Annotated in this window: 25 protein-coding genes and 2 tRNA genes; 7 read left to right on the top strand and 20 right to left on the bottom strand. The window is 70.8% G+C overall.

The genetic code is table 11. From position 1 onward, the window contains the following. Positions 1–218: 218 nt before the first annotated feature. On the top strand, positions 219–1,166 hold the full coding sequence (locus FHS08_RS01945; protein WP_167034978.1) for an EamA family transporter: 948 nt from the start codon (positions 219–221) through the stop codon (positions 1,164–1,166). A gap of 216 nt (positions 1,167–1,382) precedes the next feature. Here the strand turns inward: FHS08_RS01945 and FHS08_RS01950 are convergent, their stop codons facing one another. From FHS08_RS01950 to FHS08_RS02000, 11 genes are all read right to left on the bottom strand, one after another. Beyond that, positions 1,383–1,775: a hypothetical protein gene (locus tag FHS08_RS01950; RefSeq protein WP_167034980.1), complete on the bottom strand. Its 393-nt coding sequence runs from the start codon at positions 1,773–1,775 to the stop codon at positions 1,383–1,385. 50 nt (positions 1,776–1,825) lie between these two features. Continuing rightward, a tRNA-Thr gene (locus tag FHS08_RS01955) sits at positions 1,826–1,901 on the bottom strand. Between the two features lie 71 nt (positions 1,902–1,972). Then, a complete protein-coding gene (locus FHS08_RS01960; RefSeq protein ID WP_167034982.1) occupies positions 1,973–3,532 on the bottom strand; it encodes an alpha/beta fold hydrolase in 1,560 nt (519 codons plus the stop codon). Further along, positions 3,529–4,716, bottom strand: a complete 1,188-nt coding sequence (locus FHS08_RS01965; protein ID WP_167034984.1) for a DNA polymerase III subunit delta' — start codon at positions 4,714–4,716, stop codon at positions 3,529–3,531. Before FHS08_RS01965 ends, FHS08_RS01960 begins: the two co-directional genes overlap by 4 nt. Before the next feature lie 10 nt (positions 4,717–4,726). Continuing rightward, complete coding sequence (gene tmk / locus FHS08_RS01970) at positions 4,727–5,380, bottom strand: dTMP kinase (protein WP_167034986.1); 654 nt, start codon at positions 5,378–5,380, stop codon at positions 4,727–4,729. Further along, positions 5,377–8,109: a type I DNA topoisomerase gene (gene topA, locus FHS08_RS01975; protein ID WP_167034988.1), complete on the bottom strand. Its 2,733-nt coding sequence runs from the start codon at positions 8,107–8,109 to the stop codon at positions 5,377–5,379. Before topA ends, tmk begins: the two co-directional genes overlap by 4 nt. Positions 8,110–8,201: 92 nt before the next feature. Then, a complete protein-coding gene (locus FHS08_RS01980; protein WP_167034990.1) occupies positions 8,202–8,528 on the bottom strand; it encodes a helicase in 327 nt (108 codons plus the stop codon). Between the two features lie 55 nt (positions 8,529–8,583). After that, a complete protein-coding gene (locus tag FHS08_RS01985) occupies positions 8,584–8,907 on the bottom strand; it encodes a TadE family type IV pilus minor pilin (protein ID WP_167034992.1) in 324 nt (107 codons plus the stop codon). Next, a complete protein-coding gene (locus tag FHS08_RS01990) occupies positions 8,904–9,098 on the bottom strand; it encodes a DUF4244 domain-containing protein (RefSeq protein ID WP_167034994.1) in 195 nt (64 codons plus the stop codon). The genes FHS08_RS01985 and FHS08_RS01990 overlap by 4 nt, the downstream gene beginning before the upstream one ends. A gap of 54 nt (positions 9,099–9,152) precedes the next feature. After that, entirely contained in the window at positions 9,153–10,031 is an 879-nt protein-coding gene (locus FHS08_RS17060) for a type II secretion system F family protein (RefSeq protein ID WP_167034996.1), read from the bottom strand. After that, positions 10,016–11,092: a TadA family conjugal transfer-associated ATPase gene (locus FHS08_RS02000; RefSeq protein WP_167034998.1), complete on the bottom strand. Its 1,077-nt coding sequence runs from the start codon at positions 11,090–11,092 to the stop codon at positions 10,016–10,018. Before FHS08_RS02000 ends, FHS08_RS17060 begins: the two co-directional genes overlap by 16 nt. Before the next feature lie 431 nt (positions 11,093–11,523). On the opposite strand from FHS08_RS02000, the gene acs reads away from it, so the two are divergent. After that, positions 11,524–13,491, top strand: a complete 1,968-nt coding sequence (gene acs / locus FHS08_RS02005) for an acetate--CoA ligase (RefSeq protein ID WP_167035000.1) — start codon at positions 11,524–11,526, stop codon at positions 13,489–13,491. Positions 13,492–13,628: 137 nt separating this feature from the next. Here acs and FHS08_RS02010 read toward each other — a convergent pair whose 3' ends face one another. Both FHS08_RS02010 and sp36 read right to left on the bottom strand, forming a co-directional pair. Further along, positions 13,629–14,096 (bottom strand): RidA family protein, encoded by a 468-nt coding sequence (locus FHS08_RS02010; protein WP_167035002.1) that lies wholly within the window; start codon positions 14,094–14,096, stop codon positions 13,629–13,631. Beyond that, the gene (gene sp36, locus FHS08_RS02015) at positions 14,096–14,347 is read right to left on the bottom strand and encodes a Sp36 family protein (RefSeq protein ID WP_167035004.1); all 252 of its coding nucleotides are present in this window, start codon (positions 14,345–14,347) and stop codon (positions 14,096–14,098) included. The genes FHS08_RS02010 and sp36 overlap by 1 nt, the downstream gene beginning before the upstream one ends. A 114-nt stretch (positions 14,348–14,461) precedes the next feature. Between sp36 and FHS08_RS02020 the strand changes: the two genes are divergently transcribed. The 4 genes from FHS08_RS02020 to FHS08_RS02035 all read left to right on the top strand — a co-directional run bounded on the left by FHS08_RS02020 (position 14,462) and on the right by FHS08_RS02035 (position 18,932). After that, positions 14,462–17,053 (top strand): transglycosylase domain-containing protein, encoded by a 2,592-nt coding sequence (locus FHS08_RS02020; RefSeq protein ID WP_167035006.1) that lies wholly within the window; start codon positions 14,462–14,464, stop codon positions 17,051–17,053. Further along, positions 17,053–18,009, top strand: a complete 957-nt coding sequence (locus FHS08_RS02025) for a metallophosphoesterase (RefSeq protein WP_167035007.1) — start codon at positions 17,053–17,055, stop codon at positions 18,007–18,009. Before FHS08_RS02020 ends, FHS08_RS02025 begins: the two co-directional genes overlap by 1 nt. Positions 18,010–18,025: 16 nt before the next feature. Beyond that, positions 18,026–18,102 (top strand) — tRNA-Pro (locus tag FHS08_RS02030). Positions 18,103–18,161: 59 nt separating this feature from the next. Next, a complete protein-coding gene (locus FHS08_RS02035; protein WP_167035009.1) occupies positions 18,162–18,932 on the top strand; it encodes an HAD-IIB family hydrolase in 771 nt (256 codons plus the stop codon). Positions 18,933–18,989: 57 nt separating this feature from the next. Here FHS08_RS02035 and FHS08_RS02040 read toward each other — a convergent pair whose 3' ends face one another. Continuing rightward, entirely contained in the window at positions 18,990–20,276 is a 1,287-nt protein-coding gene (locus tag FHS08_RS02040; RefSeq protein WP_167035011.1) for an alpha-hydroxy acid oxidase, read from the bottom strand. A 16-nt stretch (positions 20,277–20,292) separates the two neighbouring features. Then, positions 20,293–21,000, bottom strand: coding sequence for a FadR/GntR family transcriptional regulator (locus tag FHS08_RS02045; RefSeq protein ID WP_167035013.1), 708 nt, complete (start codon positions 20,998–21,000; stop codon positions 20,293–20,295). A gap of 105 nt (positions 21,001–21,105) precedes the next feature. Between FHS08_RS02045 and FHS08_RS02050 the strand changes: the two genes are divergently transcribed. Continuing rightward, positions 21,106–21,936: a DUF1295 domain-containing protein gene (locus tag FHS08_RS02050; RefSeq protein ID WP_167035015.1), complete on the top strand. Its 831-nt coding sequence runs from the start codon at positions 21,106–21,108 to the stop codon at positions 21,934–21,936. On the opposite strand, the gene galE is transcribed toward FHS08_RS02050, so the two are convergent. From galE to FHS08_RS02075, 5 genes are all read right to left on the bottom strand, one after another. Then, the gene (gene galE / locus FHS08_RS02055) at positions 21,921–22,940 is read right to left on the bottom strand and encodes a UDP-glucose 4-epimerase GalE (RefSeq protein ID WP_167035017.1); all 1,020 of its coding nucleotides are present in this window, start codon (positions 22,938–22,940) and stop codon (positions 21,921–21,923) included. The genes FHS08_RS02050 and galE overlap by 16 nt on opposite strands. A 67-nt stretch (positions 22,941–23,007) precedes the next feature. Next, positions 23,008–23,646 carry a thymidine kinase gene (locus FHS08_RS02060; protein WP_167035019.1) on the bottom strand — a complete coding sequence of 213 codons (639 nt, stop codon included), beginning with the start codon at positions 23,644–23,646 and terminating at the stop codon, positions 23,008–23,010. A gap of 47 nt (positions 23,647–23,693) precedes the next feature. After that, positions 23,694–25,166 (bottom strand): malate:quinone oxidoreductase, encoded by a 1,473-nt coding sequence (locus FHS08_RS02065; RefSeq protein ID WP_167035021.1) that lies wholly within the window; start codon positions 25,164–25,166, stop codon positions 23,694–23,696. A 106-nt stretch (positions 25,167–25,272) separates the two neighbouring features. Beyond that, entirely contained in the window at positions 25,273–25,998 is a 726-nt protein-coding gene (locus tag FHS08_RS02070; protein ID WP_167035023.1) for a VIT1/CCC1 transporter family protein, read from the bottom strand. A gap of 7 nt (positions 25,999–26,005) precedes the next feature. Beyond that, a complete protein-coding gene (locus FHS08_RS02075; RefSeq protein ID WP_167035026.1) occupies positions 26,006–26,218 on the bottom strand; it encodes a PLDc N-terminal domain-containing protein in 213 nt (70 codons plus the stop codon). Positions 26,219–26,221: the final 3 nt, after the last annotated feature.

Consider the following 26,221-nt stretch of genomic DNA (forward strand, 5'->3'; position numbering starts at 1 on the left):
GACCTCTGCCGGGCGACCTCGGCCGGGCGACCTCGGCCGGGCGACGATGGAGCAGCGGCAGGCGCCCCGCGCTCCCGAGCCGTGTCAGGAACGACGGAGGCGCCCCGCGCTCCCGAGCCGTGTCAGGACCGACGGGTGCGCCCCGCGCTCCCGAGCCGTGGCGGCGACAACGCCCGCACCCGGCGCCCGGGCCGGGGCGTCCATATGCTGGAGCGACGATGCTCTCCGCCGCGCTCGCCCTCGTCGGCGCCCTGGTCTACGGCTCGGCCGACTTCCTCGGCGGGCTCGCGGCCAAGCGCCTCCGCTCCATCGTCGTGACGGCCGTCGCGGCGGTCGCGGGACTCGGGATGCTGCTGCTCGCCTTCCCGTTCATCGGCGGCGAGTGGCGCCCCGCCGACATCGCGTGGGGTGCTCTCTCAGGCGCGACGGGGGCCGTCGCGATCGTGCTCCTCTACGCGTGCCTCGCGATCGGGCCGATGAGCATCCTGTCGCCGCTGACGGCGGTCGTCTCCGCGATCGCCCCGATACTGTGGGGGCTGATCGTCGACGGCGAGTCCCTGTCGCCGATCGCGGGCGCGGGCCTCGGTGTGGCGCTCGTCGCTGTCGTGCTCGTCGGATTCGTCCCGGGCGACGGCGTCGTGCGCCCGAGCGTACGCGGACTCGCGATGGCGATCGGCGCAGGCCTCGCGATCGGCGCGTTCCTCATCATCATCGATCAGACCAGCGACGAGAGCGGCCTCGTTCCGCTCCTGCTCAACCGCGCAGTGAACGGCGCCATCACGTTCGGCGCCGTGGGCGTGCTCGCCCGCGCGGCGGTGCGCGCGGGCAGGACCGCGGCATCCGTCCTCGAGGCGTCTGGCGATGCGCCGGGTGCTACGCAGACCGGACACGCCGACCTCGAGCACGCGTCCGCTCGCATTGCGCTCTCGCGCACGCGCGCGTGGTGGCTCGCCGCGGGATGCGGAGTGCTGGATGCCGCAGCCAACGTCCTGCTGCTGCTCGCCCTGCGCGCCGGCGACCTGTCGATCGTGTCCGCGCTCACGGCGATGTATCCCGCCGGGACGATCCTGCTCGCCGCCGTCGTGCTGCGGGAGCGGATCGCGGCCGTGCAGTGGCTCGGCCTCGTGCTCGCCCTCACGGCGGGTGTGATGCTCGCCGTCGCGTGACCCCGACGGTCCGATGCTCGCCGTCGCGTGACCCCGCGGCCGTGCAGTGGCTCGGCCTCGTGCCCGGCCTCACGGCGGGCACGCTGCTCGCCGTCGCGTGACCCCGCGACCGTGCAGTGGCTCGGCCTCGTGCTCGCCCTCACGGCGGGCGCAATGCTCGCCGTCGCGTGACCCCGACGGTCCGACGCTCGCCGTCCCGTGACGTGGGGCCGCTGCTCAGCCTCGCGTGAAGAGCATCGTGAGCGACACGATGACGGCTGCGATGCCGAGCGTCAGGAGCCCGACTCCGAGGAGCACGATCGACCGCACCGCCGGCGAGCGCCTCGTGAGCCGGATGCGGTCGTGCACGGCCGCGCGCGTGTAGACCTCGGCGGCGTCCTTCCCCGCCAGCGCATGCTCCTGCTCGTGCGTCAGGCGGGCCTCGCCGACACCGCCGTCGTCCGAGAACCAGCGCGCGACACGGCCGCCGTCGGCATCCTCGAGCACGACCGCCGTCGGCACCCAGACGCCGTCCGCGAGCTGAGCGAGCGAAGCGACGAGCAGGGCGAGGAGCCCTGCGCCGAGACCGACCCACGTGAAGACCTCGACGACGGCGTCTAGCGCGTGCACCGGGCCTCCCGTGTGACGAAAACGGGCCGCGAAGCGCGACCCGTTCTCTGTGGAGCCACCAAAGGGAATCGAACCCTTGACCTATTCATTACGAGTGAATCGCTCTGCCGACTGAGCTATGGTGGCGTGTGCCTGCTCCCGCATGCACGATCATCGATCTTACAGGGTCGGAAGGCCGCTCGCGAATCGAGCGCGGGTCACTCGCACCGCACGTCGCCGTCGGGCACCGTCCCGTCGATGAGGTACGCGTTGACGGCGGCGTCGACGCACGCGTTGCCCTTGTTGAACCCCGTGTGGCCTTCGCCGACGCGCGTGATCAGGATGCCGGACTCGAGCTGCTGCGCGAGCGCGACGGCCCACTGGTAGGGCGTCGCAGGATCGTTCGTCGTGCCGACGACGAGGATCGGTGCGGCGCCCGCCGCGACGATCGGACCGCGCACGCCCGTCGCGGGATGCGGCCAGACCTCGCAGGGGTCGGGTCCGTCCCAGTACGGGGCGAACGTCGGCGCCTCCCTCTCGATGAGCGCCGCCGCTGCCGCCTCGGCGGCAGGGTCGATCCCGCGCGGATAGTCCATGCAGTTGTACGCGCGGAAGGCCTCGGTCTGGTTGTCGAGGTACACGCCGTCCTGTCGCGAGTTGTAGGCGTCGGCGAGCACGAAAGCGATGTCGGGGTCGCCTTCCAGCGCCGAGGACAGCGCGGCGGAGAGGTTCGTCCAGTTTCCGGGCGAGTACATCGCGAAGACGATCGCCGTGAGCAGCGTGTCGGCACCGAGCATGCGGCCGTCGGAGCCGCGGAGCGGCCGCGCATCGACGCTCTTCAGCAGGGTCGACACGTCGGCGAGCGCGTCGTCGACCGTGCCGCGGAAGGGGCACTCGCTGGTCGTGAGGCAGTCGGCCATGTACGCGCGCAGCGCCGACTCGAAGCCGATCGTCTGGATCGTGCTGACCTCCAGCAGCGACGTCGTCGGGTCGATCGCGCCGTCGAGCACGAGCCGCCCGACACGGTCGGGGTAGAGCTTCGCGTAGGTCGCGCCGAGGAACGTGCCGTACGAGTAGCCGAGATAGTTGAGCTTCGTGTCGCCCAGGACGCCGCGCAGCAGGTCGAGATCGCGCGCCGCGTTCTCGGTCGTGATGTACGGCAGGATGCCGTTGCTGTTCGCCTCGCACGCCTCGGCGAAGCCGCGATGCGCGTCGAGGAGCTCCTGCGTCCACGCCTCCGAGCCGCGGGGGTTCACCGGGACGTCGTACAGGTAGGCGTCCATCCCCGCCGTGTCGAAGCAGCGGACGGCCGTCGACTCGCCGACGCCGCGCGGGTCGAAGCCGATGACGTCGTAGGACTGCACGGCACGCTCGCCCACCATGAACTGGAGGGAGTCGCGGACGATCGAGATGCCGCTCGCTCCGGGGCCGCCGGGGTTGGTGAGGAGGGACCCGATGGGTGCGCCGCCCGTCGCACGATGACGGATGACCGACAGCTCGAGCTCTCCCCTGCCCGGGTCCGCCCAGTCCAGCGGTGTGCGGACGGTCGTGCAGTCGAACCCGTCCGTCGCGCACGCCTCCCACGTCAGCGTCTGTCCATAGAACGGCAGGAGCGCGTCGTCGACGCCGCCCGTGTCGGGGGCTGCCGTGGGCGGCGCGGTGGGGTGCGATGCGGGCAGGAGTGTGGAGAGGCACCCCGAGAGCGCGAGGGATGCCGCGGCGGCGAACGCGACGACGGCGACGAGGCGCCGCACGCGGCGCCGGGGCGTAGAGCTCACGGGATCCTTCCGCTCGCGACAGTCACGAGCATGCTCTCGAGTGCGAGGGCGGGTGCGACGTTCTGGTCGAGGTTTCGCCGCGTCTCGGCGATGCGGTCGAGCACCGTCAAGGTGCGCTCGGGCGTCCACGCGTCGGCGAGCGCGCGCAGGTCGACCTCGAGCTCGCGATTGATGAGGTCGTCCTCCCGTCCGAACTGCAGCACGACGACATCGCGGAACATCGACTGCAGATCGGTCAGCACCCGGTCGATGCCATCGCGCAGGCTTCGCGTCGCGCGGCGCTTCTGATCGTCGTCGAGCGCCGAGAGCTGCGACCTCACGGCGGGCGGCACGGCCGCCCCCTCGGCGATGCCGAGAGTGCGCAGCAGGCTCGCTCGTTCGGCGTCGTCGCGCTCAGCTGTGAGGGCTCTCGCATCGTCGGTCGCGGCCTGGACGATGCGGCCGGCCACCTCGACCGCGTCGCCGACACCGCGCACGCGGAGAACGCCGCGCAGCGTCTCGTCTCGTCGTCCGCGGGCCGCGGCATCCGTCGCGAGCCGCTGCGCCATTCCGATGTGACGCTGAGCGTGCCGTGCGGACTGCTCGGCGATCGCCTCGTCGACGCCCGTGCGGGCCGCGATGAGTCGTGCGACATCGGCGATCTCAGGATCGCGCAGCCGCAGCGTGCGCACCCGGGAGCGGATCGTGGGCAGCAGGTCTGCGTCGCTCGGCGCGCACAGCACCCACACTGTGCGCTCGGGCGGCTCTTCGAGCGCCTTCAGGAGCACGTTGGAGGTGCGCTCGGCCATGCGATCCGCATCCTCCATCACGATGACGCGGTACCTCCCGAGCGAGGGCGCGAAGTAGGAGCGCTCGACGAGGGCGCGCGCGTCTTTGATCGAGATGATGACGCCCTCCGTGCGCAGCGCCGTCAGATCGGGGTGCGTGCCCGCGAGGACCTGGCGCATCGCGAGCCGGTCTCCCGGCTCGGCGATGAGCGCCGCCGCGAACGCGTACGCGAGAGTCGAGCGGCCCGAGCCCGGGGGTCCTGTGATGAGCCACGCGTGGGTCATGCTCGCGGGGTCGGATGCCGCGGCCTGCAGCGCCTCGACGGCGACGTCCTGACCCCACACGGCGCCCCACGGGAGCGCGACGTCGGCATCGGCGGTCGAACCGGCGCGCTCGGTGCTGGCGACGGCATCCATGTCGATCAGCCTAACCGCGCCCGCCGACGCTCTCCCCGAGCAGGCGGGCGACGCGAGAACGGATGCGGGCTGCCAGCTCGGCCGCCGGCTGCGCCGCGTCGAGCACGAGGAAGCGGTCCGGCTCGGCCTGCGCGAGAGCGAGGAACTCGGCCCGCACGCGGTCGTGGAACGCCGACTCCTCCGCCTCGAGCCGGTCGAACGGCTTGTCGGCCGCGTCGAGGCGCTCCCGCGCCCTGGCGTGGTCGAGGTCGAGCAGCACCGTCAGGTCGGGAAGGAGCCCGTCGGTCGCCCACAGCGAGAGCTCGCGCACTTCGTCGCGCCCGAGCACGCGGCCCGCGCCCTGATAGGAGACGGACGAGTCGAGATAGCGATCCTGGATCACGACGTCGCCGCGGTCGAGCGCGGGGCGCACGACGGTCTCGACGTGGTGCGCCCGGTCGGCGGCGTACAGGAGCGCCTCCGCGCGGGGGGCGACCTCGCCACGGTGGTGCAGCACGATGTCGCGGATCAGCACGCCGACCTCCGTGCCCCCGGGTTCGCGCGTGCGCACGACCGTGCGCCCCTCCCCCGCGAGCCACTCGTGCAGCAGGGCCGCCTGCGTCGTCTTGCCCACGCCGTCGCCGCCTTCGAGCGTGACGAACAGTCCGGCGTGCGGCCGCGTCACTTCTTCGCCGGGGTCTTGCGCGTGGTCGTCGTGGCCCGTCGCGTCGTCGTGCGCTTGGGCGCAGGACCCTTCGCCCGCTTGTCGGCGAGCATCTGCACGGCGATCTCGAACGTGATGTCGTCGGGCGTCTGCCCTCGCGGGATCGTCACGTTCGTCGTGCCGTCGGTCACGTACGCACCGAAACGGCCGTCCTTGACCCTGATCGGCTTGCCGCTGACGGGGTCGGCCTCGAACTCCTTGAGAGCGCTCGTCGCGCCGCGAGCCCCGTACTTGGGCTGCGCGTAGATGGCGAGCGCCTCCTCGAGCGTGATGTCGAGCAGCTGCTGCTCGCTCTGCAGCGTCCGCGAGTCCGTGCCCTTCTTGAGGTAGGGCCCGTACCGGCCGTTCTGGGCCGTGATGGGCTCGCCCGACTCGGGATCGAGACCGACCGTGCGGGGCAGCGCGAACAGCTGGAGGGCCGTCTCGAGCTCGATCGTCTCGGGCGACATCGACTTGAACAGCGAGGCACGGCGCGGCTTGGGCGCGGCATCCTTCTTCGCCGCGCTCTTCGCAGCGGTGCCCCGCTTGGCTGCTGCGCCCGTCTTGGGCGCTTCGACGATCTCGCCCGTGTCGGGGTCGACCGCGACGGGCTCTGCGGGGAGGGCCTCTTCGAGGTACGGCCCGAACCGGCCGTCCTTCACGACGATGAGCAGGCCCGTCTCGGGGTTCTCGCCCAGCACGCGGTCGCCGCCGATCGGCGCGTCGATGAGCTCCTGCGCCTTCTCGGGCGTGAGCTCGTCCGGGGCGAGATCGTCGGGGATGTTGACGCGGCGGGGGTCGGCATCCGGGTTCTGCGCGTCCGTCACCTCGAGGTACGGGCCGTACCGGCCGATGCGCAGCGTGACTCCCTCCGAGATGCGCGTCGAGTTGAGGTCGCGCGCGTCGATCTCGCCGAGGTTGTCGACGACCTGACGAAGCCCCACCTGGTCGCCGGACCCGAAATAGAAGGAGCGCAGCCACTCGACGCGGTTCTGCTCGCCCCGCGCGATCGCGTCGAGATCGTCCTCGAGGGCGGCCGTGAAGTCGTAGTCGACGAGGTCGGCGAAGTGCTGCTCGAGCAGCCGCACGACGCTGAATGCGATCCAGCTCGGCACGAGCGCCTGGCCGCGCTTGGTGACATACCCGCGATCGAGGATCGTGTCGATGATGCTCGCGAACGTCGACGGGCGGCCGATGCCCTTCTCCTCGAGCGCCTTCACGAGCGAGGCCTCGGTGTAGCGGGGCTTGGGGTTGGTCGCGTGGCCCTTCGGCTCGACCTCGTCGAGGCGGACGACGTCGCCGACCGCGAGGATCGGCAGCGACTGCTCCTCGACCTTGTCGGAGTCGCCGCGCTTCTCGTCGCGCCCCTCCTCGTAGGCCTCCATGAAGCCCTTGAAGGTGTAGACGGTTCCGGATGCCGTGAACTCCGCTGTGCGCCCACCCGCGTCGACGGCGATCGTGACGGTCGTCGTCTCGTACTTCGCGTCGGACATCTGGCTCGCGAGCGTGCGCTTCCAGATCATGTCGTACAGGCGCATCTCGTCGCGGTCGAGCTGAGCCGAGACCTCCGACGGCACGCGGAACGTCTCGCCCGAGGGGCGGATCGCCTCATGCGCCTCCTGCGCGTTCTTGCTCTTGCTCTTGTACAGACGCGGCTGCAGCGGCACGGCCTGCGCGCCGTAGAGCTCGACGGCCTGTGCACGGGCCGCCTCGATCGCCTGCTGCGACAGCGACTGCGAGTCGGTGCGCATATAGGTGATGTAGCCCTTCTCGTAGAGTCGCTGCGCGACGCTCATGGCGTGCTTGGCGCTCATCGAGAGCTTTCTGCCGGCTTCCTGCTGCATCGTCGACGTCGTGAACGGCGCGCCGGGCCGGCGCGTGCCCGGCTTCGCCTCGACCGCCGACACGGTTCCGGATGCCGCGACCGCCACCTGGTCGGCCAGTTCGCGCGCCGCCTGCTCGTCGAGCACGACGACGGCCTTCTTGAGCTCGCCGCGGTCGTCGAAGTCGGCGCCGCGCGCGACGGCGGCTCCGGCGAGGCGGGCGAGCTGGACCCCGAAGGAGTCGGACTCCTTCGCGGCCTGCGCGACGACATCCCAGTACGACGCGGAGACGAACGCCATGCGCTCGCGCTCGCGGTCGACGACGAGGCGCGTCGCCGCGGACTGCACGCGGCCGGCCGACAGCCCCTGCTGCACCTTGACCCACAGGACGGGTGAGACGTCCCACCCGTACAGGCGATCCAGGATGCGCCGCGTCTCCTGCGCGTCGACGAGCGAGAGGTCGAGATCGCGCGTGTCGTCGACGGCGGCGCGGATCGCGTCCTTCGTGATCTCGTGGAACACCATCCGCTTGACGGGGATCTTCGGCTTGAGGGTCTCGAGGAGATGCCACGCGATGGCTTCGCCCTCGCGGTCTTCATCGGTTGCGAGGAAGAGCTCGTCGGCGCCCTTGAGGGCGCGCTTCAGCTCGGCGACGGTCTTCTTGCCGCGCTCCGACTCGACGTAGTAGGGGGCGAAGTCGTTCTCGATGTCGATCGAGTACTTGCCCACGGACGTCTTCTTGAGCTCGGCCGGAATCGCCTTGCGGTCGGCGAGGTCACGGATGTGGCCCACCGAGCTGAGAACCTCGTAGCCATCGCCGAGGTACCCCTGGATCGACTTCATCTTCGTCGGTGACTCGACGATGACGAGCTTCTTGCCTTCTGCCAACGGGGCGTCCTTTCTTCGATGCACACCATACACACCGGTCATGCAAGAGGCGCTGTGAGGATGAGGACCCGCAACGCCGCGACCGCCTCCGGCTATTCCGCAGCCGGCGGCGGCCCCGCCCGCGCCGACGCGCTCACGACGAGCACGCCGAAGCGCGCCGAGACCGTCACGGTCGCGACGAGTCCGTCGACCCGGCAGTCGGCGACGACGGCGTCTCCTGTCGCCGCCAGCTCGGCCGCGCGTTCGCACGGAACGCCGTCGACCGCACCCGAGGCGGCATCCGCGGCGGCCAGGACCGCGGCATCCGCCGTCGCCGCGAGGCGCTGCCCGAAGGCGGCAGCGCCGGCCATCGAGCACAAGCCCACGGCGAGCGCGGCCGTGCACGCGACGACGCCGACGGCGAGCGCCGTGCCGGGCATCAGGCTCCTCCCGTGCGGACGCCGGAACCCGCCCGCGCCGGGGTCGTCGAGCGCATCAGCGCCCTCCCGCGAGCGCGCAGGACGACGCAGACACGTCGCCGAGCATCGACGCGGCGGATGCCGTGACGCACACGAGGTCTGCGCGCTGCTCGAGGTGGGTGCGTGCGCCGGGGACCGCGTCGGCGACGGCTGCGACCGCGCGCGCGTCGGACTCTCCGCGCGCGGCGAGCCGCGCCGCGTCGGCCGCGGCATCCTGCAGCCGTACCGTCGTGGCGCCCGCCGCGAGCGCTCCCGCCCCCAGGAGGAGCACGAGGCCCACGGCGGGCAGGGCGATCGCGAACTCCGCCGTCGCCGAGCCGCGCTCGCCGAGCGGCCTCATGCCACCGTGAGCGCGCGTCGCACGAGATCGGTCAGGATGCCGCGCACCTCGTCTGAGCGCATGATGACGACCAGGAGGCCGGCGAACGCGACGGCGGCCATCGTCGCGATGGCGTACTCGGCCGTCGCGGCGCCCGTGTCGTCGAGGAAGAGGCGGGCGGCACGGCGGTGGGTGAGGGGTGGGAAGGACATGTTCTGCTCCTTATTCATTGGGGTGGACTGCGGGCACGACTGCGGGACGGGGGATCACACCGTGAGCGACATCGTCGACATGACGCTGAGGATCATCGGCGCGACGCCGAGGAGGAGGAAGGCGGGAAGCGTGCAGACGCCGAGGGGCAGCAGCAGCCGAGACGAGAGCTTCGCGGCTCGAAGGCGCCCGTCGACGCGGGCACGGTGACGGGCGTGGGATGCCGCGGCCCGCAGCAGCTCGACGGCCGGCACACCGGCCGACCGCGACAGCGCGAGGACGCGCTCGGCCTCGGCGTCGGGGGCCCCGGCGCCGGACTCGGCGAGGAGCGCGCGCGCTCGATCGAGCGAGACCCCTCCGCTCAGCGCGATCGCGAGGAGCTCGGCGCCGAGTCCGGCAGCCGTGTCGCCGGCACCCGCCCGGCGCACGAGCAGCGCTGTCCATCGGTGCGCCGCGACCAGGAGCGCCAGTCCGGCGCCGAGGCAGGCGAGTCCCGCGGGGTGCGTCAGCAGGACCGCGAGCGTGTCGAACCCGAGCGCGGCGCCGAGCCCGATCGTGACGAGCGGCAGCCAGCCCATGAGCTTCGCGGTGCCGGCGGGCTCGGCGAGGGCGATCCGCACCTGATCCGCGGTCTCCTGCGCGTCGCGGAGCACAGCGGCGAAGCCGCGGAGCGTCTCGGCCAGCGGCGCGCCGACGGTCGCCGCGACCGACCACGCCGCGCCCACGTCCGCCCACGCGCCGCCGTCCGCCGCGATGGCGGCGGGAAGCGGCATCCCCTCGTCGAGCCGCTCCCTCATGCGGAGCGCGACGGGATCGCCCGCCTCGGCGAGGTGCGTCCACGCTCGCGCGGGCGAGACGCCGGCCTGCAGCAGGACCGCGAGTCGCAGCACGGCGTCGGGCGCGGCCGCCGGGTCGCCCTTCACCGCGCGAGCCATGGCAGCTCCTCCATCGCAAGGCGCCCGTCGGGCGCGACGACGGGTCGCCCCGCCCCCGCCAGCCGCCGCACGCCGTCGGCGCCGCGGGCGACGTGCAGGACGCAGCCCACGGCGCTGGCCGCCTGACGCGCGAGCGCACGATCGTCGAGTCCGCACAGCGCCGCGAGCGCCTCGAGGCGCGCGGGGACGTCGGCGAGCCCGTTGGCGTGCACCGTCCCCGCGCCGCCGTCGTGTCCCGTGTTGAGCGCGGAGAGGAGCTCGCGCACCTCCTCGCCGCGGCACTCGCCGACGATGAGCCGGTCGGGGCGCATCCGCAGCGCTTCGCGCACGAGCCGGGCGAGCCCGATGCCGCCCGCACCCTCGAGGTTCGGCTGGCGCGCCTCGAGCCGGACGTGGTGGGGGTGATCGATGCGCAGCTCCGCCACGTCTTCGATCGTGACGATGCGCTCCCCCTCGGACGCCTCGGCGAGGAGCGCGGCGAGAAGCGTCGTCTTGCCCGCCCCCGCTGCCCCGCTCACGAGGAGGTTCTCCCGTCGCGCGACGAGCGCCTCGAGCTGCTCGCGGACGGCCGCATCGAACATGCCCCGCCGCTCGAGATCGATCAGACGCGGCGCGGCGAGCCTGGGCACGCGGATCGAGATGGCCGTGCCCTCGGCCGAGATGGGGGGCAGCACGGCGTGCACGCGGATGCCGCCGTCGAGCCGGACGTCGACACAGGGAGCGGCATCGTCGATATGTCTGCCTCCGAGCGCGATCAGCGCCGTCGCGAGCTCTCGCACGTCGGCCTCGGTCGTGCGCCAGCCGGCGACCCGGCGCGGCCCCGCGCCGCGGTCGACGTACAGGCCCGCGGCCCCGTTCACGAACAGGTCGGTGACGTCGGAGTCGTCGAGGAACGGGGCGAGCGCGCCGAGAGCGGGATGCCGCGCCACGACCGCCCGCGGAGCAGGAGGCTCACCCGGCGCCGGCGCATGCGTCATGCCGGGGAGCTCGAGGACCGCGCCGTCGTGCCGGGCACCCGCGGCGCGGGGTGCGCGGGGCTGGACGACGAACGGCTCGGGCATGCGTCGACGCTAAGGCGGCGCCTGCAGCGGCGCGCGGCATCCGCTCTCCGCCGTGGAGGGCACGACTAGAGCGCCTTCTGGGGAGGAGTGCCTGCGAGGCCTCGGGTCGAACGCGGCCACCCCGGAAAACGAGGGGCGGCATCCCATGGGGGGAATGGGATGCCGCCACGCGCGACATCCGATTTCGGGGGGGGTGGTCCGGATGCCGCAATGCCAGAATCGAATGTTCGGCCGGGATTGAGCATACGCAACTTGTCGCAACGTTTTCAAACAATCTCGACCACTTGCCGAGTGATATATCAGTGGTGTCGCGGACGGCGTGCACCACCCACTATCGGAGGTGGTGACACGAGCCTCGTCTGGGTAAATTGCTCGTGGCATCGACCCCCGGACACGGACTCGTCCACTCCGCACGCAAAGGAGCGCGCTGTATGACCAGCCAGATCGACCACCTCCTCACCGAGAACCGCCGTTTCGCCCCTCCTGCGGCCTTCGCAGCGGACGCCGTCGCCACGGCGGCGCTGTACGAGGAGGCCGCAGCCGACCGCGAGGCCTTCTGGGCGCACCGTGCACGCGAGCTGCACTGGCACACGCCTTTCACGGAGGTGCTCGACTGGTCGACACCCCCCTTCGCGAAGTGGTTCGCCGACGGAGAGCTCAACGTCGCCTACAACTGCCTCGACCGCCACGTCGAAGCGGGCGACGGCGACCGGGTGGCGCTCCTGTGGGAGGGCGAGCCCGGCGACTCCCGCCGCGTCACCTACGCGGAGCTGACCGACGAGGTCAAGCGCGTCGCGAACGTGCTGATCGGCCTCGGGGTGGGGCACGGCGATCGGGTCGCGATCTATCTGCCGATGATCCCGGAGGCGATCGCCGCGATGCTCGCCGTCGCGCGCATCGGCGCGATCCACTCGGTCGTCTTCGGCGGCTTCTCCGCCGACAGCCTGCGTACCCGCATCGATGACGCGGGCGCCAAGATCGTCATCACGGCCGACGGCGGCTACCGCAAGGGCAAGGTGTCGCCCCTCAAGCCCGCCGTCGACCTCGCCCTCGACGGCCGCTCGGGCGCCGGCCCGCAGGAGACCGTCGAGCACGTCCTCGTCGTCCGCCGGGGCGGCAACGACGTCGCCTGGACGGAGGGCCGCGACCTGTGGTGGCACGACGTCGTGCCCGAGGCGTCCGCCGAGCACGAGGCTCAGCCCTTCCCCGCCGAGAACCCGCTGTTCATCCTCTATACGTCGGGGACGACCGGCAAGCCCAAGGGCATCCTCCACACGTCGGGCGGATACCTCACGCAGGCGGCGTTCACCAACAAGGTCGTGCACGACATCCACCCCTCCACCGACATCTTCTGGTGCACGGCCGACATCGGCTGGATCACGGGCCACTCGTACGTCGCGTACGGACCCCTCGCGAACGGCGCGACGCAGGTGCTCTACGAGGGAACCCCCGACACGCCCCATCCGGGGCGCTGGTGGGAGATCGTCGAGAAGTACGGCGTCACGATCCTCTACACCGCCCCGACCGCCATCCGGTCGTTCATGAAGATCGGGCGGAAGATCCCCAGGAAGTTCGACCTGTCGTCGCTGCGCCTGCTCGGCTCGGTGGGCGAGCCGATCAACCCCGAGGCGTGGATGTGGTACCACAAGATCATCGGCGGCAAGACGGCGCCGATCGTCGACACGTGGTGGCAGACCGAGACGGGGGCCATCATGGTGTCGGCGCTCCCGGGCGTCACCGAGACGAAGCCCGGCAGCGCGCAGGTGCCGCTCCCCGGCATCGCGATCGACGTCGTCGACGAGGACGGCACGCACGTCGGCAACGGCAACGGCGGTCTTCTCGTGGTCACGAAGCCGTGGCCGAGCATGCTCCGAGGCATCTGGGGCGACCCCGAACGGTTCAAGGAGACGTACTGGGACAAGTTCGAGAAGCAGGGCTACTACTTCGCAGGTGACGGAGCCCGTCTCGACGACGACGGCGACGTGTGGTTCCTCGGCCGCGTCGACGACGTCATGAACGTCTCGGGGCACCGGCTCTCGACGACCGAGATCGAGTCGGCGCTCGTCGGGAACGAGGCCGTCGCCGAGGCGGCCGTCGTGGGGGCGTCCGACGAGACGACGGGGCAGGCGGTCGTCGCGTTCGTCATCGTGAAGGAGTCGTATCTCGCCGAGCATCCGATCGACGGCCTCGGGAACACGCTGCGCCTGTGGGTCGGCGAGCAGATCGGCCCCATCGCGCGGCCGCGCGACATCTACATCGTGGGTGAGCTCCCCAAGACGCGCTCGGGAAAGATCATGCGGCGCCTGCTGCGGGATGTCGCGGAGGGCCGCGAGGTCGGCGACACGACGACGCTCGCCGACACGGCGGTCATGAGCGTCATCTCCGCGCAGGTGAAGTGACGTTCATCCGACGACCGAACGGACGACTGCGAGCGGTCGGGTGAGCGCGGAGGGATGCCTCCGCCAAAGCAATAGGGTGCAGGGGTCCCCGCTCCTGCCTGGGTGGAGGCATCCCGGAGCGCGTTGCCAGAGCGAAGTCAGGCGTACGAGAAGACGACCTCGACCTCGACGGGGCTGTCGAGCGGCAGCACCGGAACGCCGACGGCGGACCGGGCGTGCTTCCCCGCGTCGCCGAAGATCTCGCCGAGCACCGCGCTCGCGCCGTTGACGACGCCCGGCTGACCCGTGAACTCGGGGACGGATGCCACGAACCCCGTGACCTTGACGACACCCGTGAGGCGGTCGACGCCGCCGACGGCCGCGGCCGCCGCGGCGACGGCGTTGAGCGCGCACTGGCGCGCATAGGAGCCGGCGTCGGATGCGGGGACGAGTCCGTGCCCCTCGCCGACCTTGCCCGTCGCGGGCAGCGATCCCGAGACCATGGGGAGCTGACCCGCCGTGTAGACGAGGTCGCCGTGCACCTTCGCCGGGACGTAGGCGGCGACGGGCGGCACGACGTCGGGGAGGTCGATGCCGAGCTCTGCGAGGCGCTGGGAGACAGACATCAGGCCTGCTCGAGCTGCGCGGTGTCGTCGAGCTGCGCGGTGTCGTCGAACTGCTTCGCGGCGACGGCCGCGGCATCCAGCCCCGCGTTCGCGGCGCCGCCGCCCGACGGACGCTTGAGGTACGCGACGAGTCCGCCCTCAGGGCCCTGCACGATCTGCACGAGCTCCCAGCCCTGCTTGCCCCAGTTGTTGAGGATCGCCGCGGTGTTGTGGATGAGAAGGGGCGTGGTCAGGTACTCCCACGTGGTCATCGCTGCTCCAAGAAGATCGGTCGCCGACGGCGGGGGAAGGCGGCACATCACGGTGCGATCGCGCCCGTGTGCCTGTGAAGGGATCGCCCAGGGTTCTCCCTTACGATCAACCCTATGCCTGAAACGAAACGGACTGCCAGCGGCGTGCTCGGGGGCCTCGCCGGGCTGGTCGGCCTCAGCGTCGTCGCCGCGGTTCTGGTCACGGCGACGGTGACTCCGGCGATCGCCGTCAGCGGCACGGCGGCGACGAGCGCGATCTCGATGTTCGACAACCTGCCCAAGGTGCTCGACATCGAGAAGCTCATGCTCCCGTCGACGGTCTACGCCAAGGTCGACCCCGGATCCGATCAGTATCAGCCGATCGCGAAGTTCTACGACCAGAACCGGTCGCCCGTCGCATTCGACGAGATCGCGCCCGTCGTGTACGACTCGATCCTCTCGAGCGAGGACAAGAACTTCTACAAGCACGGCGGCATCGACCTCATCGGCACCCTGAGCGCCGTCGTCGACAACGTCCGCGGCCGCGACTCGCGCGGCGGCTCGTCGATCAGCCAGCAGTACGTCAAGAACGTCCTGGTGCAGAAGTGCGAGGCCACGGCGGAGACGCAGGAGGCGCTCGACAGCTGCTACACGCAGGCGACGCAGAGCAAGGGCTCGGAGGGCATCCAGCGCAAGCTCCAGGAGATGCGCTACGCGATCGCGCTCGAGGACAAGTACTCCAAGAACGACATCCTTCTCGGCTACCTCAACATCGCAGGCTTCGGCGGCACGACGTACGGCGTCGACGCCGCCGCCCGCTACTACTTCAACGTGCCCGCCGCGCAGCTGAGCCTCAGCCAGGCCGCGACCCTCGCCGGCATGGTGCAGAACCCCAACACGTACCGCATCGACAAGCCCGGCGGGTCGACGACCGACAAGGCCGGCAACCCCCTCAACAGCGCCGAGGACGGCTACAAGCTCACGAAGGATCGCCGGGACTACGTCCTCACGCGCCTTCTCGCCGACGGCAAGATCACCAAGGAGCAGCACGACGCGGCCCTCGCCGAGCCGATCACGCCGGCGATCACGCCCGCGACGACGGGCTGCGCCGCGGCGGCGCAGTTCAACGCGGCGTTCTTCTGCCAGTACGTCAAGAACATCATCAAGACGGACACGGCCTTCGGCGAGACGCCGGAGGACCGCATGAAGACGCTGCAGCGCGGCGGCCTCGACATCTACACGACCCTCGACTACCGCATCCAGAACACCGCTCAGGACACGATCGCCCAGAACGCGCCCGCGGCGCTTCCGAACCTCGAGTTCGGCGCGGCGTCCGTGAGCGTCGAGGTCGGCACGGGCCGCATCCTCTCGATGGTGCAGAACAAGAACTTCAGCGAGGACGCGAACCTCACGGCCAACGACCACTCGTACACGTCGCTCGTCTACGGCGGCGACTACGCGTACGGCGGCTCGATCGGCTTCGCCGCCGGTTCGACGTTCAAGCTGTTCACGCTCGTCGACTGGCTCGAGCAGGGTCACTCGCTCAACGAGAACCTCAACGGCAAGTGGCGCGTCATCAAGCGCGTCAAGAACTCGTGCGAAGGCGACTGGGTCAACACGAGGAACGAGAAGCCGTCGAACTTCGGCATGGGCGGCGGCCGCGTGGGCACGCCCATGCAGTTCACTGCGGCGTCCCTCAACTCCGGCTACTTCGCGATGGCCGAGAAGCTCGACCTGTGCGACATCGGCAAGGTCGCCGCGAAGATGGGCGTCAAGAACGGCGACGGCAGCCCGATCAAGATGCCGAACCTCTTCGACATCATCGGCTCCGCCAACGTCGCGCCGATCGACATGGCGGGCGCCTATGCGACGATCGCGAGCAACGGTGTGTACTGCCAGCCGAAGGCGATCGACCGTGTGACGGATGCCGACGGCAACGATCTCACACCGCCTCAGACGTCATGCTCGCAGGTGCTCGACCCCAAGATCGCCGCGACCGCCGCCTACGCGCTGCAGGGCGTCATGAACGGTGGGACCGGCGCCGTCTCCAACCCGCGCGACGGCACCCCCCTCATCGGCAAGACCGGCACCAACGAGGACACGCAGACCTGGATGGTCGAGTCCTCGACCAAGGTCGCGACGGCGGTGTGGGTCGGCAACACGACGGGCGAGGGCTCGCTGAGCCGGAACCGCTCCGGCGGCGTCGCGCTCAACCAGCTGCGCCACCGCATCGCTCCCCCCATCCAGCACGCGGCGAACGAGGCCTACGGCGGGGACAAGTTCCCGGCGCCCGACCAGGACCTGCTCAAGACCGTCATGACCGACCTGCCCAGCGTCGTCGGCCTGCCCGTCGATCAGGCCAAGCAGACCCTCGAGGACGCCGGCTTCGACGTCGTCGTGGGCGACCCGGTCGACTCCGGCGAGGCCGAGGGCATCGTCGCGGCACAGGATCCCGGCGCGGGCAAGGTCGCGGGCGGCACGACCGTCACGATCAACCCGAGCAACGGGCAGGGGCTCGCGATCCCCGACGTGACGGGCAGGAACCTCATGGATGCGATCGGGGCCCTCCGCGGCGCAGGGTTCGGCAACGTCCAGCCCGGCACGTGCACGGAGGACGACACCGCCACGGGTCAGGGCAAGGTGACGAGCACGAGCCCGCCCGCGGGCACGGTCACGAACCGCAACGCCGCCATCAGCGTCAACTACTCGCGCGAGCACTGCTCCTAGTGCCGGCGACCGGCTCACGCGCCGCCCTCACCGCCCTCGCGGCGGTGGGGGCGGTCGGCGCGGCCGTAGCCGTGTGGGGCATCGGGATCGAGCGCTACCTGTTCACGGTGCGCCGGCACGAGCTGCGGGTCCTCCCGCCCGGCTCGGCATCCGTCAAGGTGCTGCACGTCTCGGACGCGCACATGGCGCCGTGGCAGACGCGCAAGCAGCAATGGATGGCGGCCCTCGCGTCTCTCGAGCCCGACCTCGTCGTGAACACGGGCGACAACCTCGGGCACGTCGACGGCCTGCGTGGGCTCCGCCGCGCGTTCGACCCGCTGCGCGGCATCCCCGGCGTCTTCGTGCACGGTTCCAACGACCACGCCGCCCCGACGCCGCGCAATCCCCTCAAGTACTTCAGGGGCCCCTCGAACGTCAAGCGGCGCATCGAGCCGCTCGACACGCAGGCGCTCGACGGCTACCTCACCGACGAGCTCGGCTGGGCAGACCTCAACAACGCCGCCACGGCGCTGGAGGTGGGGGGACTGCGCGTCGACGCGTTCGGCGTGAGCGACGCGCACCGCGAATGGGATCGGCTCGAGGTGCTTCCCGGCCTCCTGGAGGACCTGCGCGGCGACGAGCCGGGCGCTCTCACGATCGGCGTGACCCACGCGCCGTACCGCCGCGTGCTCGACGCGTTCACGGGCCTCGGCGCCGAGGTGATCTTCGGCGGCCACACGCACGGCGGGCAGGTGCGGGTGCCCTTCCTCGAGGCGGCGCTCGTCGCCAACTGCGACATCCCGCTCCGTCAAGCCCGCGGCCTGTCGGAATGGACTGCGTGCGGCCGCACGGTCCCGCTCAACGTGAGCGCGGGCCTCGGCCACTCGATCTACGCGCCCGTGCGCTTCGCGTGCCGCCCGGAGGCGTCGCTCATCACCCTCCTCCCCCGGTTCGAAGCGGGGTCGGAGATCGGGTAGACTCGGAGGGTTGCCACGGGGTGTGGCGCAGTTTGGTAGCGCGCGTCGTTCGGGACGACGAGGCCGCAGGTTCAAATCCTGTCACCCCGACCAGAGAAAGGCTCCACCATCGCGGTGGGGCCTTTCGTGCAGGACCCACAGGAGAACTCAGGATGCCGGCACCCCTCCTCGTCGCCTTCGACCTCGACGACACGCTCGCGCCGTCCAAGAGCGCGATCGATCCCCGCATCGGCGAGCTTCTCGTCGCACTCGCGGAGCGCGTCGACGTCGCGATCATCTCGGGCGGGCAGCTCGCGCAGTTCACGTCCCAGGTCGTGGACAGGCTCCCGGATGCCTCCGCCGACGCTCTCGGGCGACTCCACCTGCTCCCCACGTGCGGCACGCAGTACTACCGGCTGACCCCCGACGGGGTCGTGACGGTCTACGCCCGCTCGCTCACCGACGACCAGAAGGGGCGCGCGCTCGCGGCCGTCGAGGGCGAGGCCCGTCGCCTGGGCCTGTGGGAGTCGGAGACGTGGGGAGACATCCTCGAGGACCGCGGATCGCAGATCACGTTCTCGGCCCTCGGCCAGCGAGCTCCCGTCGACGCGAAGTCGGCGTGGGATCCGACCGGCGCGAAGAAGAACGCGCTGCGCGCGGCCGTCGCCGAGCTCGTCCCCGATCTCGAGGTGCGCTCGGGCGGATCGACGTCCGTCGACATCACGGAGCGCGGCATCGACAAGGCGTACGGCATGCGCCAGCTCGCGGAGCAGACCGGCATCCCTCTCGACGACATGCTGTTCGTCGGCGACCGCCTCGACCCCGACGGCAACGACTACCCCGTGCTCGCCCTGGGCGTGCCCTGCCAGGCCGTCGGAGGCTGGGAGGACACCGCCGCGTTCCTGACGGAGCTCATCCCGACGCTTCCGCTCGCGCAGCGCTGAGCGGAGCGCTCGCAGCGCGGGGCTCGTAGCGCAGCGCTGAGCGGAGCGCTCCGCTCGTCAGGCCTTCGCGGACGAGCCCGTGCGAGCGCGCGGCGCCCGCACGGGCGCGGGCTGCGCGACGGGCACGAGCCGGGTCAGCTGCGTGACGTGCCGCGGCTCGAGCTCGGCGAGGTTCTGCACGCCGAGGAGCTTCATCGTGCGCTCGATCTCGTCGCGCAGGATCGCGATCGTGCGGTCGACGCCCTGCCGCCCGCCCGCCATGAGGCCGTACAGGTATGCACGGCCGATGAGCGTGAACTTCGCGCCGAGCGCGATCGATGCCACGATGTCGGCTCCGTTCATGATGCCCGTGTCGATCATGACGGTCGCGTCGGCTCCCACCTCGCGCACGACCTGCGGCAGGAGATGGAACGGGATCGGCGCACGGTCGAGCTGGCGTCCGCCGTGGTTCGACAGCACGATGCCGTCGACTCCGAGATCGACGAGCCGCTTCGAGTCGGCGACGTTCTGCACGCCCTTGACGACGATCCTGCCGGGCCAGATGTCGCGGATGACGGCGAGGTCGTCGTAGCTGATCGTGGGGTCCATGGCGGCGTCGAGGAGCTCGCCCACGGTCCCGCCCGTCGTCGACAGCGACGCGAACTCGAGCTTGGGGGTCGTGAGGAAGTCGTACCACCACCACGGTCGCGGAATCGCGTTGACGATCGTGCCGATGGTCAGCTGCGGCGGGATCGAGAACCCGTTGCGCTTGTCCCGCAGCCGCGCGCCCGCGACGGGCGTGTCGACCGTGAACATGAGGGTGTCGAACCCTGCCTCCGCCGCACGCCGCGCGAGGGCGTAGGAGATCTCCCTGTCGCGCATGACGTAGAGCTGGAACCAGTTGCGCCCGTGCGGGTTCGCCTCCTTGACGCCCTCGATCGAGGTCGTGCCGAGCGTCGAGAGCGTGAACGGGATGCCGGCGGCCGCCGCGGCGCTCGCACCGGCCGTCTCGCCCTCCGTCTGCATGAGGCGCGTGAAGCCCGTCGGGGCGATGCCGAACGGCAGCGCCGACGGGCCGCCGAGGATCTCGACGGAGGTGTCGACGTCGCGGGCGGGACGAAGGATGTCGGGGTGGAACTCGACGTCCTGGAACGCCTGCCGCGCGCGCGCGAGGGACAGCTCGCCCTCGGCGGCGCCGTCGGTGTAGTCGAACGCCGCCTTGGGCGTTCGGCGCTTCGCGATCGTGCGGAGGTCGTCGATCGTGAGAGCCGCGTCGAGGCGCCGTCTGCGCCCGTCCAGCTCGGGCTTCTTGAAGCGCAGGAGCTCGAAGAGCTCCGCGGGCTTGGGCAGCTGGCGCTGAACCATGGATCGGGTCCTTCCGTCAGTCCTGGGCGAGTCCGGTGGCGGCGTAGTAGCCGGTGATGTGGTCGCGGACGAGGTCGCGCGCACGCTCGACATCGTGCGCATCGATCGCCTGGAGGATGTCTGTGTGCTCGTGCGCGAGACGGGCGGCCGTCGCATCCCAGTCGGCGATCCGTCCCGCCCCCTGCAGCACGTAGCCCTCGATGGCGCTGCGCAGGCCCCCCATCGTCGCCGCCACGATGACGTTGCCCGCGGCCTCCGACAGGCGCAGGTGGAACTGCGCGTCGAGCGCGAGGAACTCCTCCGCCGTGAGATCGGGGCTCTCCATCGCCTGCAGCGTCACCCGCGCCTCGCCGAGGGCGGGCTCTTCGGCCTCCGCGAGGCGCGCGGCGGCCCAGTCCTCGAGGATGAGACGCGTCTGCACGACGTCTCCGACGGCGAACCCTTTCGCGGCGACCTGCAGCCGCAGCAGAGAAGCGAGCCCGCCGTGGGGCGTCGCGACGATGATGGCGCCGGATGTCGGACCCGAGCCCGTGCCCGTGCGGATGAGCCCCATGACCTCGAGCACACGCAGCGCCTCGCGAACGCTCGATCGGCCGACGCCGAGCGTCGCGGCGAGCTCGCGCTCGGGAGGCAGCCGATCGCCGGGACCGTACGTCCCGTCGAGCAGGTCCTTCTCGATCTTCTCGAGGACGACGCGCCAGGCGCGTGCGGCAGGCTCGGCCATTGAACTCCTTCACGATGGTCTGACCACGTTACCGGCTGTGGTCAGACCGTGCAACCCGCCCCGCGTCGGAGCGCTCCCGCCGCGGGAGGCTCGTAGGCTGTGCGCATGGATCCCCTCCTGCTCGTCGTCCTGGTCGCAGCGGCCGTCTGCGCGTTCTGCTGGATCGCCTCGCTCATCACGAAGGACACCTCGTGGGTCGACCGGATCTGGTCGCTCGCGCCCGTCGCGTACGTGTGGATCTTCGCGATCGCGGCGATCGGCGATGGCCGGGATGCCGCGCGCGTCGTGGTCATGGCGGTGCTCGCGACGGCGTGGGGGGCGCGCCTGACCTTCAACTTCGCGCGCAAGGGCGGCTACACGGGCATGGAGGACTACCGCTGGGCGATCCTGCGCAGCCGGATGAGGCCGTGGCAGTTCCAGGTCTTCAACCTGCTCTTCATCGTGCTGTACCAGAACGCCCTCCTCGTGCTCATCACGCTTCCGGCATATATCGCCTGGCTGCATCCCGTGGGCTTCACGGTGTGGGATGCCGTCTTCGCGGCGCTGTTCGTCGCGTTCCTCGTGGGCGAGTTCGTCGCCGACCAGCAGCAGTGGAGCTTCCACCAGGCCAAGAAGGCGGGGCGCGCGGAGGGGTTCCTCACGACGGGCCTGTTCGCCTACAGCCGGCACCCCAACTTCTTCTTCGAGCAGGCCCAGTGGTGGACCTTCTACGCGCTCGGAGCGACGGCGGCCGCGGCATCCGGTCTCGGGCTGTGGGGCGGAGCGCTCAACTGGAGCATCGCCGGCGCGTTCCTGCTGACCGTCCTGTTCATCGGCTCGACGATCTTCACGGAGTCGATCACGGCGTCGAAGTACCCCGCCTACGCCGACTATCAGCGCACGACGTCGATGCTCGTGCCGCTGCCGCGGCGGCGACCTCGTCAGGCCGTCGCGTAGCCCTGCGGGTTCTTCGACTGCCAGTTCCACGAATCGCGGCAGGCGTCGTCGATCGTGAGTCGCGCGGTCCAGCCGAGATCGCGCGCCGCCTTCCCCGGGTCGCAGTACGTCGCCGCGACGTCGCCGGGTCGCCGAGGGAGGATGCGTACGGGCAGCTCGCGCCCTGCCGCCCTCTCGAACGCCGCGATGAGCTCGAGCACGCTGACGGGCCGGCCCGTGCCGAGGTTGTAGACCGCGTATCCGGGCTGCGCCTGCTCGAGGGCGACGACGTGCCCTTCCGCGAGGTCGACGACATGGATGTAGTCGCGCAGACCCGTGCCGTCCGGCGTCTCGTAGTCGTCGCCGAACACGCCGATCTCGTCGAGCGTGCCGACCGCGACGCGCGAGACGAAGGGCATGAGGTTGTTCGGGATGCCGGTCGGGTCCTCGCCGATGAGGCCGCTCTCGTGCGCGCCGACGGGGTTGAAGTAGCGCAGGACCGTGACGTTGAGCGCGGGGTGGACGCGCGCCAGGTCGGCCAGGACGACCTCGTTGATGCGCTTGGACTTGCTGTACGGGTTCGACAGCTCGATGCTCGTCGTCGACTCCTCCGTGAAGGGCAGGTCGGCGGGGTCGGAGTAGACGGTCCCCGTGCTCGAGAAGACGAACGAGCGGATGCCGCGCGCGACGCCGACGCGCGCGAGGGCGAACGTCGTGTCGAGGTTGTTCGAGTAGTACTCGAGGGGCTTGCGCGTCGACTCCCCCACGGCCTTGAACGCCGCGAGGTGGACGATCGCGTCGAACGGCCCGTGCTCGTCGAAGGCCGCCTCCACGATCGCGTCGTCGGCGGCGTCGCCGACGACGAGCGGCACCGGCGTGCCCGTGATCCGCGTCACGCGATCCGCCGCGACCGCCGTCGTGTTGGAGAGATCGTCGAGGAGCACGGCCTCGTGGCCTGCGTCGATGAGGGCGACCGCGATGTGCGTGCCGATGTATCCGGCGCCGCCGGCAAGGAGAACTCGCATACGACCAGCCTAGATCGCGCGGCCCGCGCCCCCTCGCCGCGCGACGGCGGCCGCGGGCAGGCCCCCGTCAGCGCAGGCGACCGCCCGACTCCCGCAGGTAGCACTCGGCGCACATGGACTCGTAGGTCACCCTGTCGGCCGTGAGCTCGTCGATCGCGACCTGGTCGCCGTCGAACACGAATCGACCGCCCACGAGCCGCGCATTGAAGATCGCCTTGCGCCCGCAACGGCAGATCGTCTTGAGCTCCTCGAGGCTGTGCGAGAGCTCGAGGAGGCGGCGCGAGCCGGGGAAGGCGTGCGTCTGGAAGTCGGTCCGGATGCCGTAGGCGAGGACGGGGATGCCGTCGAGCACGACGATCCGCAGCAGGTCGTCGACCTGCTCGCGCGTGAGGAACTGCGCCTCGTCGACGAGGAAGCATGCGACATCCGCGGGGCTCTCCGGGATCAGGGCGGCTGCGGCATCCCGTCGCACGCGTGCGCGGTGCTCGGCGAACAGTGCGCGCACTTCCGCGTCGGGGGCGACGAGGAAGTCGACCGTGCGCGAGACGCCGAGACGGCTCGCGATCTGGTCGGCGCCCTTCGTGTCGACCGCCGGCTTGGCGAGGAGCACGTGCTGTCCGCGCTCCTCGTAGTTGAACGCGGCCTGAAGGAGCGACGTCGACTTGCCGGAGTTCATCGCCCCGTAGCGGAAGTACAGCTTGGCCACCCAGCGAGTCTAGAGGGCTCCCATCCGGGGCGACTCCGCGCGCGGCGCTACGCCGTCAGCGCAAGCGTCTCGGCGGTCTCGGCGAGCGCCTCCTCTGCCGCCTCGGGGTCGGGGTTGAGCGTCGTGCCGTAGCTGGGGATGAGCTCGTGCAGCCGCGGCCGCCACTCGTCGATGCGGTCGGGGAAGCAGGTCGCCAGCACGTTGAGCATGATGGACACGGCCGTCGACGCACCGGGGGATGCTCCGAGAAGGCCGGCGATCGTGCCGTCCGCCCCCGTGACGACCTCCGTGCCGAACTGCAGGACGCCGCCCTTCTCAGGGTCCTTCTTCATGACCTGAGCGCGCTGGCCGGCCTGGATGAGCTCCCAGTCCTCGTCCTTCGCTGTCGGCATGAAGACCCGGAGGCTGTCGACCTTCTTCCTGTGGTTCTTCATGAGCTCGCCCACGAGATAGGTGATGAGCGACGGGTTGTCGAAGGCGACCTTGAGCATGGGCCACAGGTTGCCGGGCCGCACCTGCGTGACGATGTCGAGGATCGAGCCGTTCTTGAGGAACTTGGGGCTGAATGTCGCGAACGGGCCGAACAGGAGCGACGCCTCGCCGTCGACCACGCGCGTGTCGAGGTGCGGCACCGACATGGGAGGCGCGCCGACCGACGCCTGCGAGTAGACCTTCGCCTTGTGCTGCGCGACGATCGCGGGGTTCGTCGTCTTGAGGAACTGCCCGCCGATCGGGAAGACGCCGTAGCCGGAGATCTCCGGGATGCCGGAGCGCTGCAGGAGCTTGAGCGCCCACCCGCCCGCGCCGACGAACACGAAGCGGGCGGTCGCGGTGCCGGGCGTCTTGCCGAGGGAGTTCCGCCACCTGACCCGCCATGTCCCGTCCGCCTGGCGCTTGAGCCCGCGCACCTCGCGGTTCGTGACGACGTGCGCGCCCTTCGCGCGGAGGTCGTCGAACAGCTGGTGGGTGAGCGCACCGAAGTCGACGTCGGTGCCGGCGGGAACCCGCGTGGCGGCGAACGGCTCTCCCCTGCGGCGCTTCTGCATGAGCAGCGGCGCCCACTGGTTGATGACGCGCGAGTCCTCCGAGAACTCGATGCCCGCGAACAGCGGCTCGTCCTTGAGCGCCTCGTAGCGCTTGCGCAGGTACTCGACATCCTTCTCGCCCCGCACGAACGTCATGTGCGGGGCGGAGTTGATGAACGTCCGCGGCGAGTCCAGCACGCCGCGATCGACGAGCGTCGACCAGAGCTGACGGCTCTGCTGGAACTGCTCGTTGATCGAGATCGCCTTGGCCGGGTCGACGGTGCCATCGGCGGACTCGGGCATGTAGTTCAGCTCGCAGAGCGCCGCGTGACCGGTGCCCGCGTTGTTCCATGCGTTCGAGCTCTCGAGGGCGACGTCGTGCAGCCGCTCGTACACGCCGATCCTCCACTCGGGCTGGAGCTCGGACAGCAGCGTGCCCAGGGTGGCGCTCATGATGCCGCCACCGATGAGCAGCACGTCGAAATTCTCTGTCACCAGACGATTCTAGGTCGCCCGGGTGGGTGCTCTCCGCGTGAGAGGTCTGCGCGAGGGCGCGAAATGCGCTGTTCTTTCATGGGGCGCAAGGCGGCGGCATCCCGTGTCAGGGCGGCGGCATGGCCGAGACGTCGTTGTCCACGTCGATCTGCGGGATGAACTGGTCGATGAGCTCGAACGCATTGCCCGCGAGGAATGCGAGGACGGCGATGAAGAGCCCGATCGTGATGGAGCGCAGGATCGCGTGGACCGGCTGCCCCGTGCCTGCGCGCGCCGAGACGAGACCCGTCGCGGTCAGCGAGGCGACGATCACGAGGAGGGAGAGGACGAGCTTGAAGGGCTCGGGGATGAAGACGACCGCTGCGGTGACCGGAAGCGCACCCGAGATGAACCCGAGGAATCCGCGGATCGCGACGGCCCACGGGCGCGTCGCGGGGGCGGCGCCCTCGAGCATGCCGTACTCGGTCTCGAGCTGGGCGCCGAGCGCATCGCGGCGCATGAGCTGACCTGCGACCTGCTCGGCGAGGCGCGGATCCAGTCCCCGGGCGATGTAGTGCTCGCGCAGCTGCGCGCGCTCCTCGGCCGGGCTGCGCGCGAGCCGCTCCTTCTCGTCGGCGATGATCCGCAGCTCTGCGGCGCGGTCCTGTGCCGCCTCGGCGAAAGCCGCTCCCCCGAGCGAGAGCCCGCCCGTGATCATGAGCGCCATCGCGGCGAAGAGCACGGTCCGCTCGCTCGCGCCGGCCCCCTCGAAGCCCTGGATGATGCCCGTCGTCGAGATGATCCCGTCGTTGGCGTCGAGCACCCAGCGCCGGATGATCGCCGTGTCGACCATGCCCGCGTCAGCGACGGATGCCGAAGACGAAGTAGATCGCCGGTCCGATCCAGTTCACGAGGATGACGGGGATCCAGGCGGGCTTGGGGCCCTTCACCTCCGCGGTCTCGCGGTGGGCGAGATCCCAGAAGGCGAGGAAGGCGAAGGCGACCTGCAGGACGCCACCGACTCCCAGTGCGACACGCGCCGCCGGACTCTTCAGCTCACGCGACCCCGTCATGGG

The sequence above is a fragment of the Microbacterium ulmi genome (assembly GCF_011759705.1).
In the GTDB taxonomy this organism is placed as follows: domain Bacteria; phylum Actinomycetota; class Actinomycetes; order Actinomycetales; family Microbacteriaceae; genus Microbacterium; species Microbacterium ulmi.

Excerpts from the sequence above, each read along its gene's own strand:
- FHS08_RS01945 (WP_167034978.1), top strand. The coding sequence starts at position 219 with ATGCTCTCCGCCGCGCTCGCCCTCGTCGGCGCCCTGGTCTACGGCTCG.
- FHS08_RS01965 (WP_167034984.1), bottom strand. The coding sequence starts at position 4,716 with ATGGATGCCGTCGCCAGCACCGAGCGCGCCGGTTCGACCGCCGATGCC.
- FHS08_RS01980 (WP_167034990.1), bottom strand. The coding sequence starts at position 8,528 with ATGCCCGGCACGGCGCTCGCCGTCGGCGTCGTCGCGTGCACGGCCGCG.
- FHS08_RS01985 (WP_167034992.1), bottom strand. The coding sequence starts at position 8,907 with ATGAGGCCGCTCGGCGAGCGCGGCTCGGCGACGGCGGAGTTCGCGATC.
- FHS08_RS01990 (WP_167034994.1), bottom strand. The coding sequence starts at position 9,098 with ATGTCCTTCCCACCCCTCACCCACCGCCGTGCCGCCCGCCTCTTCCTC.
- FHS08_RS17060 (WP_167034996.1), bottom strand. The coding sequence starts at position 10,031 with ATGGCTCGCGCGGTGAAGGGCGACCCGGCGGCCGCGCCCGACGCCGTG.
- FHS08_RS02000 (WP_167034998.1), bottom strand. The coding sequence starts at position 11,092 with ATGCCCGAGCCGTTCGTCGTCCAGCCCCGCGCACCCCGCGCCGCGGGT.
- acs (WP_167035000.1), top strand. The coding sequence starts at position 11,524 with ATGACCAGCCAGATCGACCACCTCCTCACCGAGAACCGCCGTTTCGCC.
- FHS08_RS02010 (WP_167035002.1), bottom strand. The coding sequence starts at position 14,096 with ATGTCTGTCTCCCAGCGCCTCGCAGAGCTCGGCATCGACCTCCCCGAC.
- sp36 (WP_167035004.1), bottom strand. The coding sequence starts at position 14,347 with ATGACCACGTGGGAGTACCTGACCACGCCCCTTCTCATCCACAACACC.
- FHS08_RS02020 (WP_167035006.1), top strand. The coding sequence starts at position 14,462 with ATGCCTGAAACGAAACGGACTGCCAGCGGCGTGCTCGGGGGCCTCGCC.
- FHS08_RS02035 (WP_167035009.1), top strand. The coding sequence starts at position 18,162 with ATGCCGGCACCCCTCCTCGTCGCCTTCGACCTCGACGACACGCTCGCG.
- FHS08_RS02040 (WP_167035011.1), bottom strand. The coding sequence starts at position 20,276 with ATGGTTCAGCGCCAGCTGCCCAAGCCCGCGGAGCTCTTCGAGCTCCTG.
- FHS08_RS02045 (WP_167035013.1), bottom strand. The coding sequence starts at position 21,000 with ATGGCCGAGCCTGCCGCACGCGCCTGGCGCGTCGTCCTCGAGAAGATC.
- FHS08_RS02050 (WP_167035015.1), top strand. The coding sequence starts at position 21,106 with ATGGATCCCCTCCTGCTCGTCGTCCTGGTCGCAGCGGCCGTCTGCGCG.
- galE (WP_167035017.1), bottom strand. The coding sequence starts at position 22,940 with ATGCGAGTTCTCCTTGCCGGCGGCGCCGGATACATCGGCACGCACATC.
- FHS08_RS02070 (WP_167035023.1), bottom strand. The coding sequence starts at position 25,998 with ATGGTCGACACGGCGATCATCCGGCGCTGGGTGCTCGACGCCAACGAC.
- FHS08_RS02075 (WP_167035026.1), bottom strand. The coding sequence starts at position 26,218 with ATGACGGGGTCGCGTGAGCTGAAGAGTCCGGCGGCGCGTGTCGCACTG.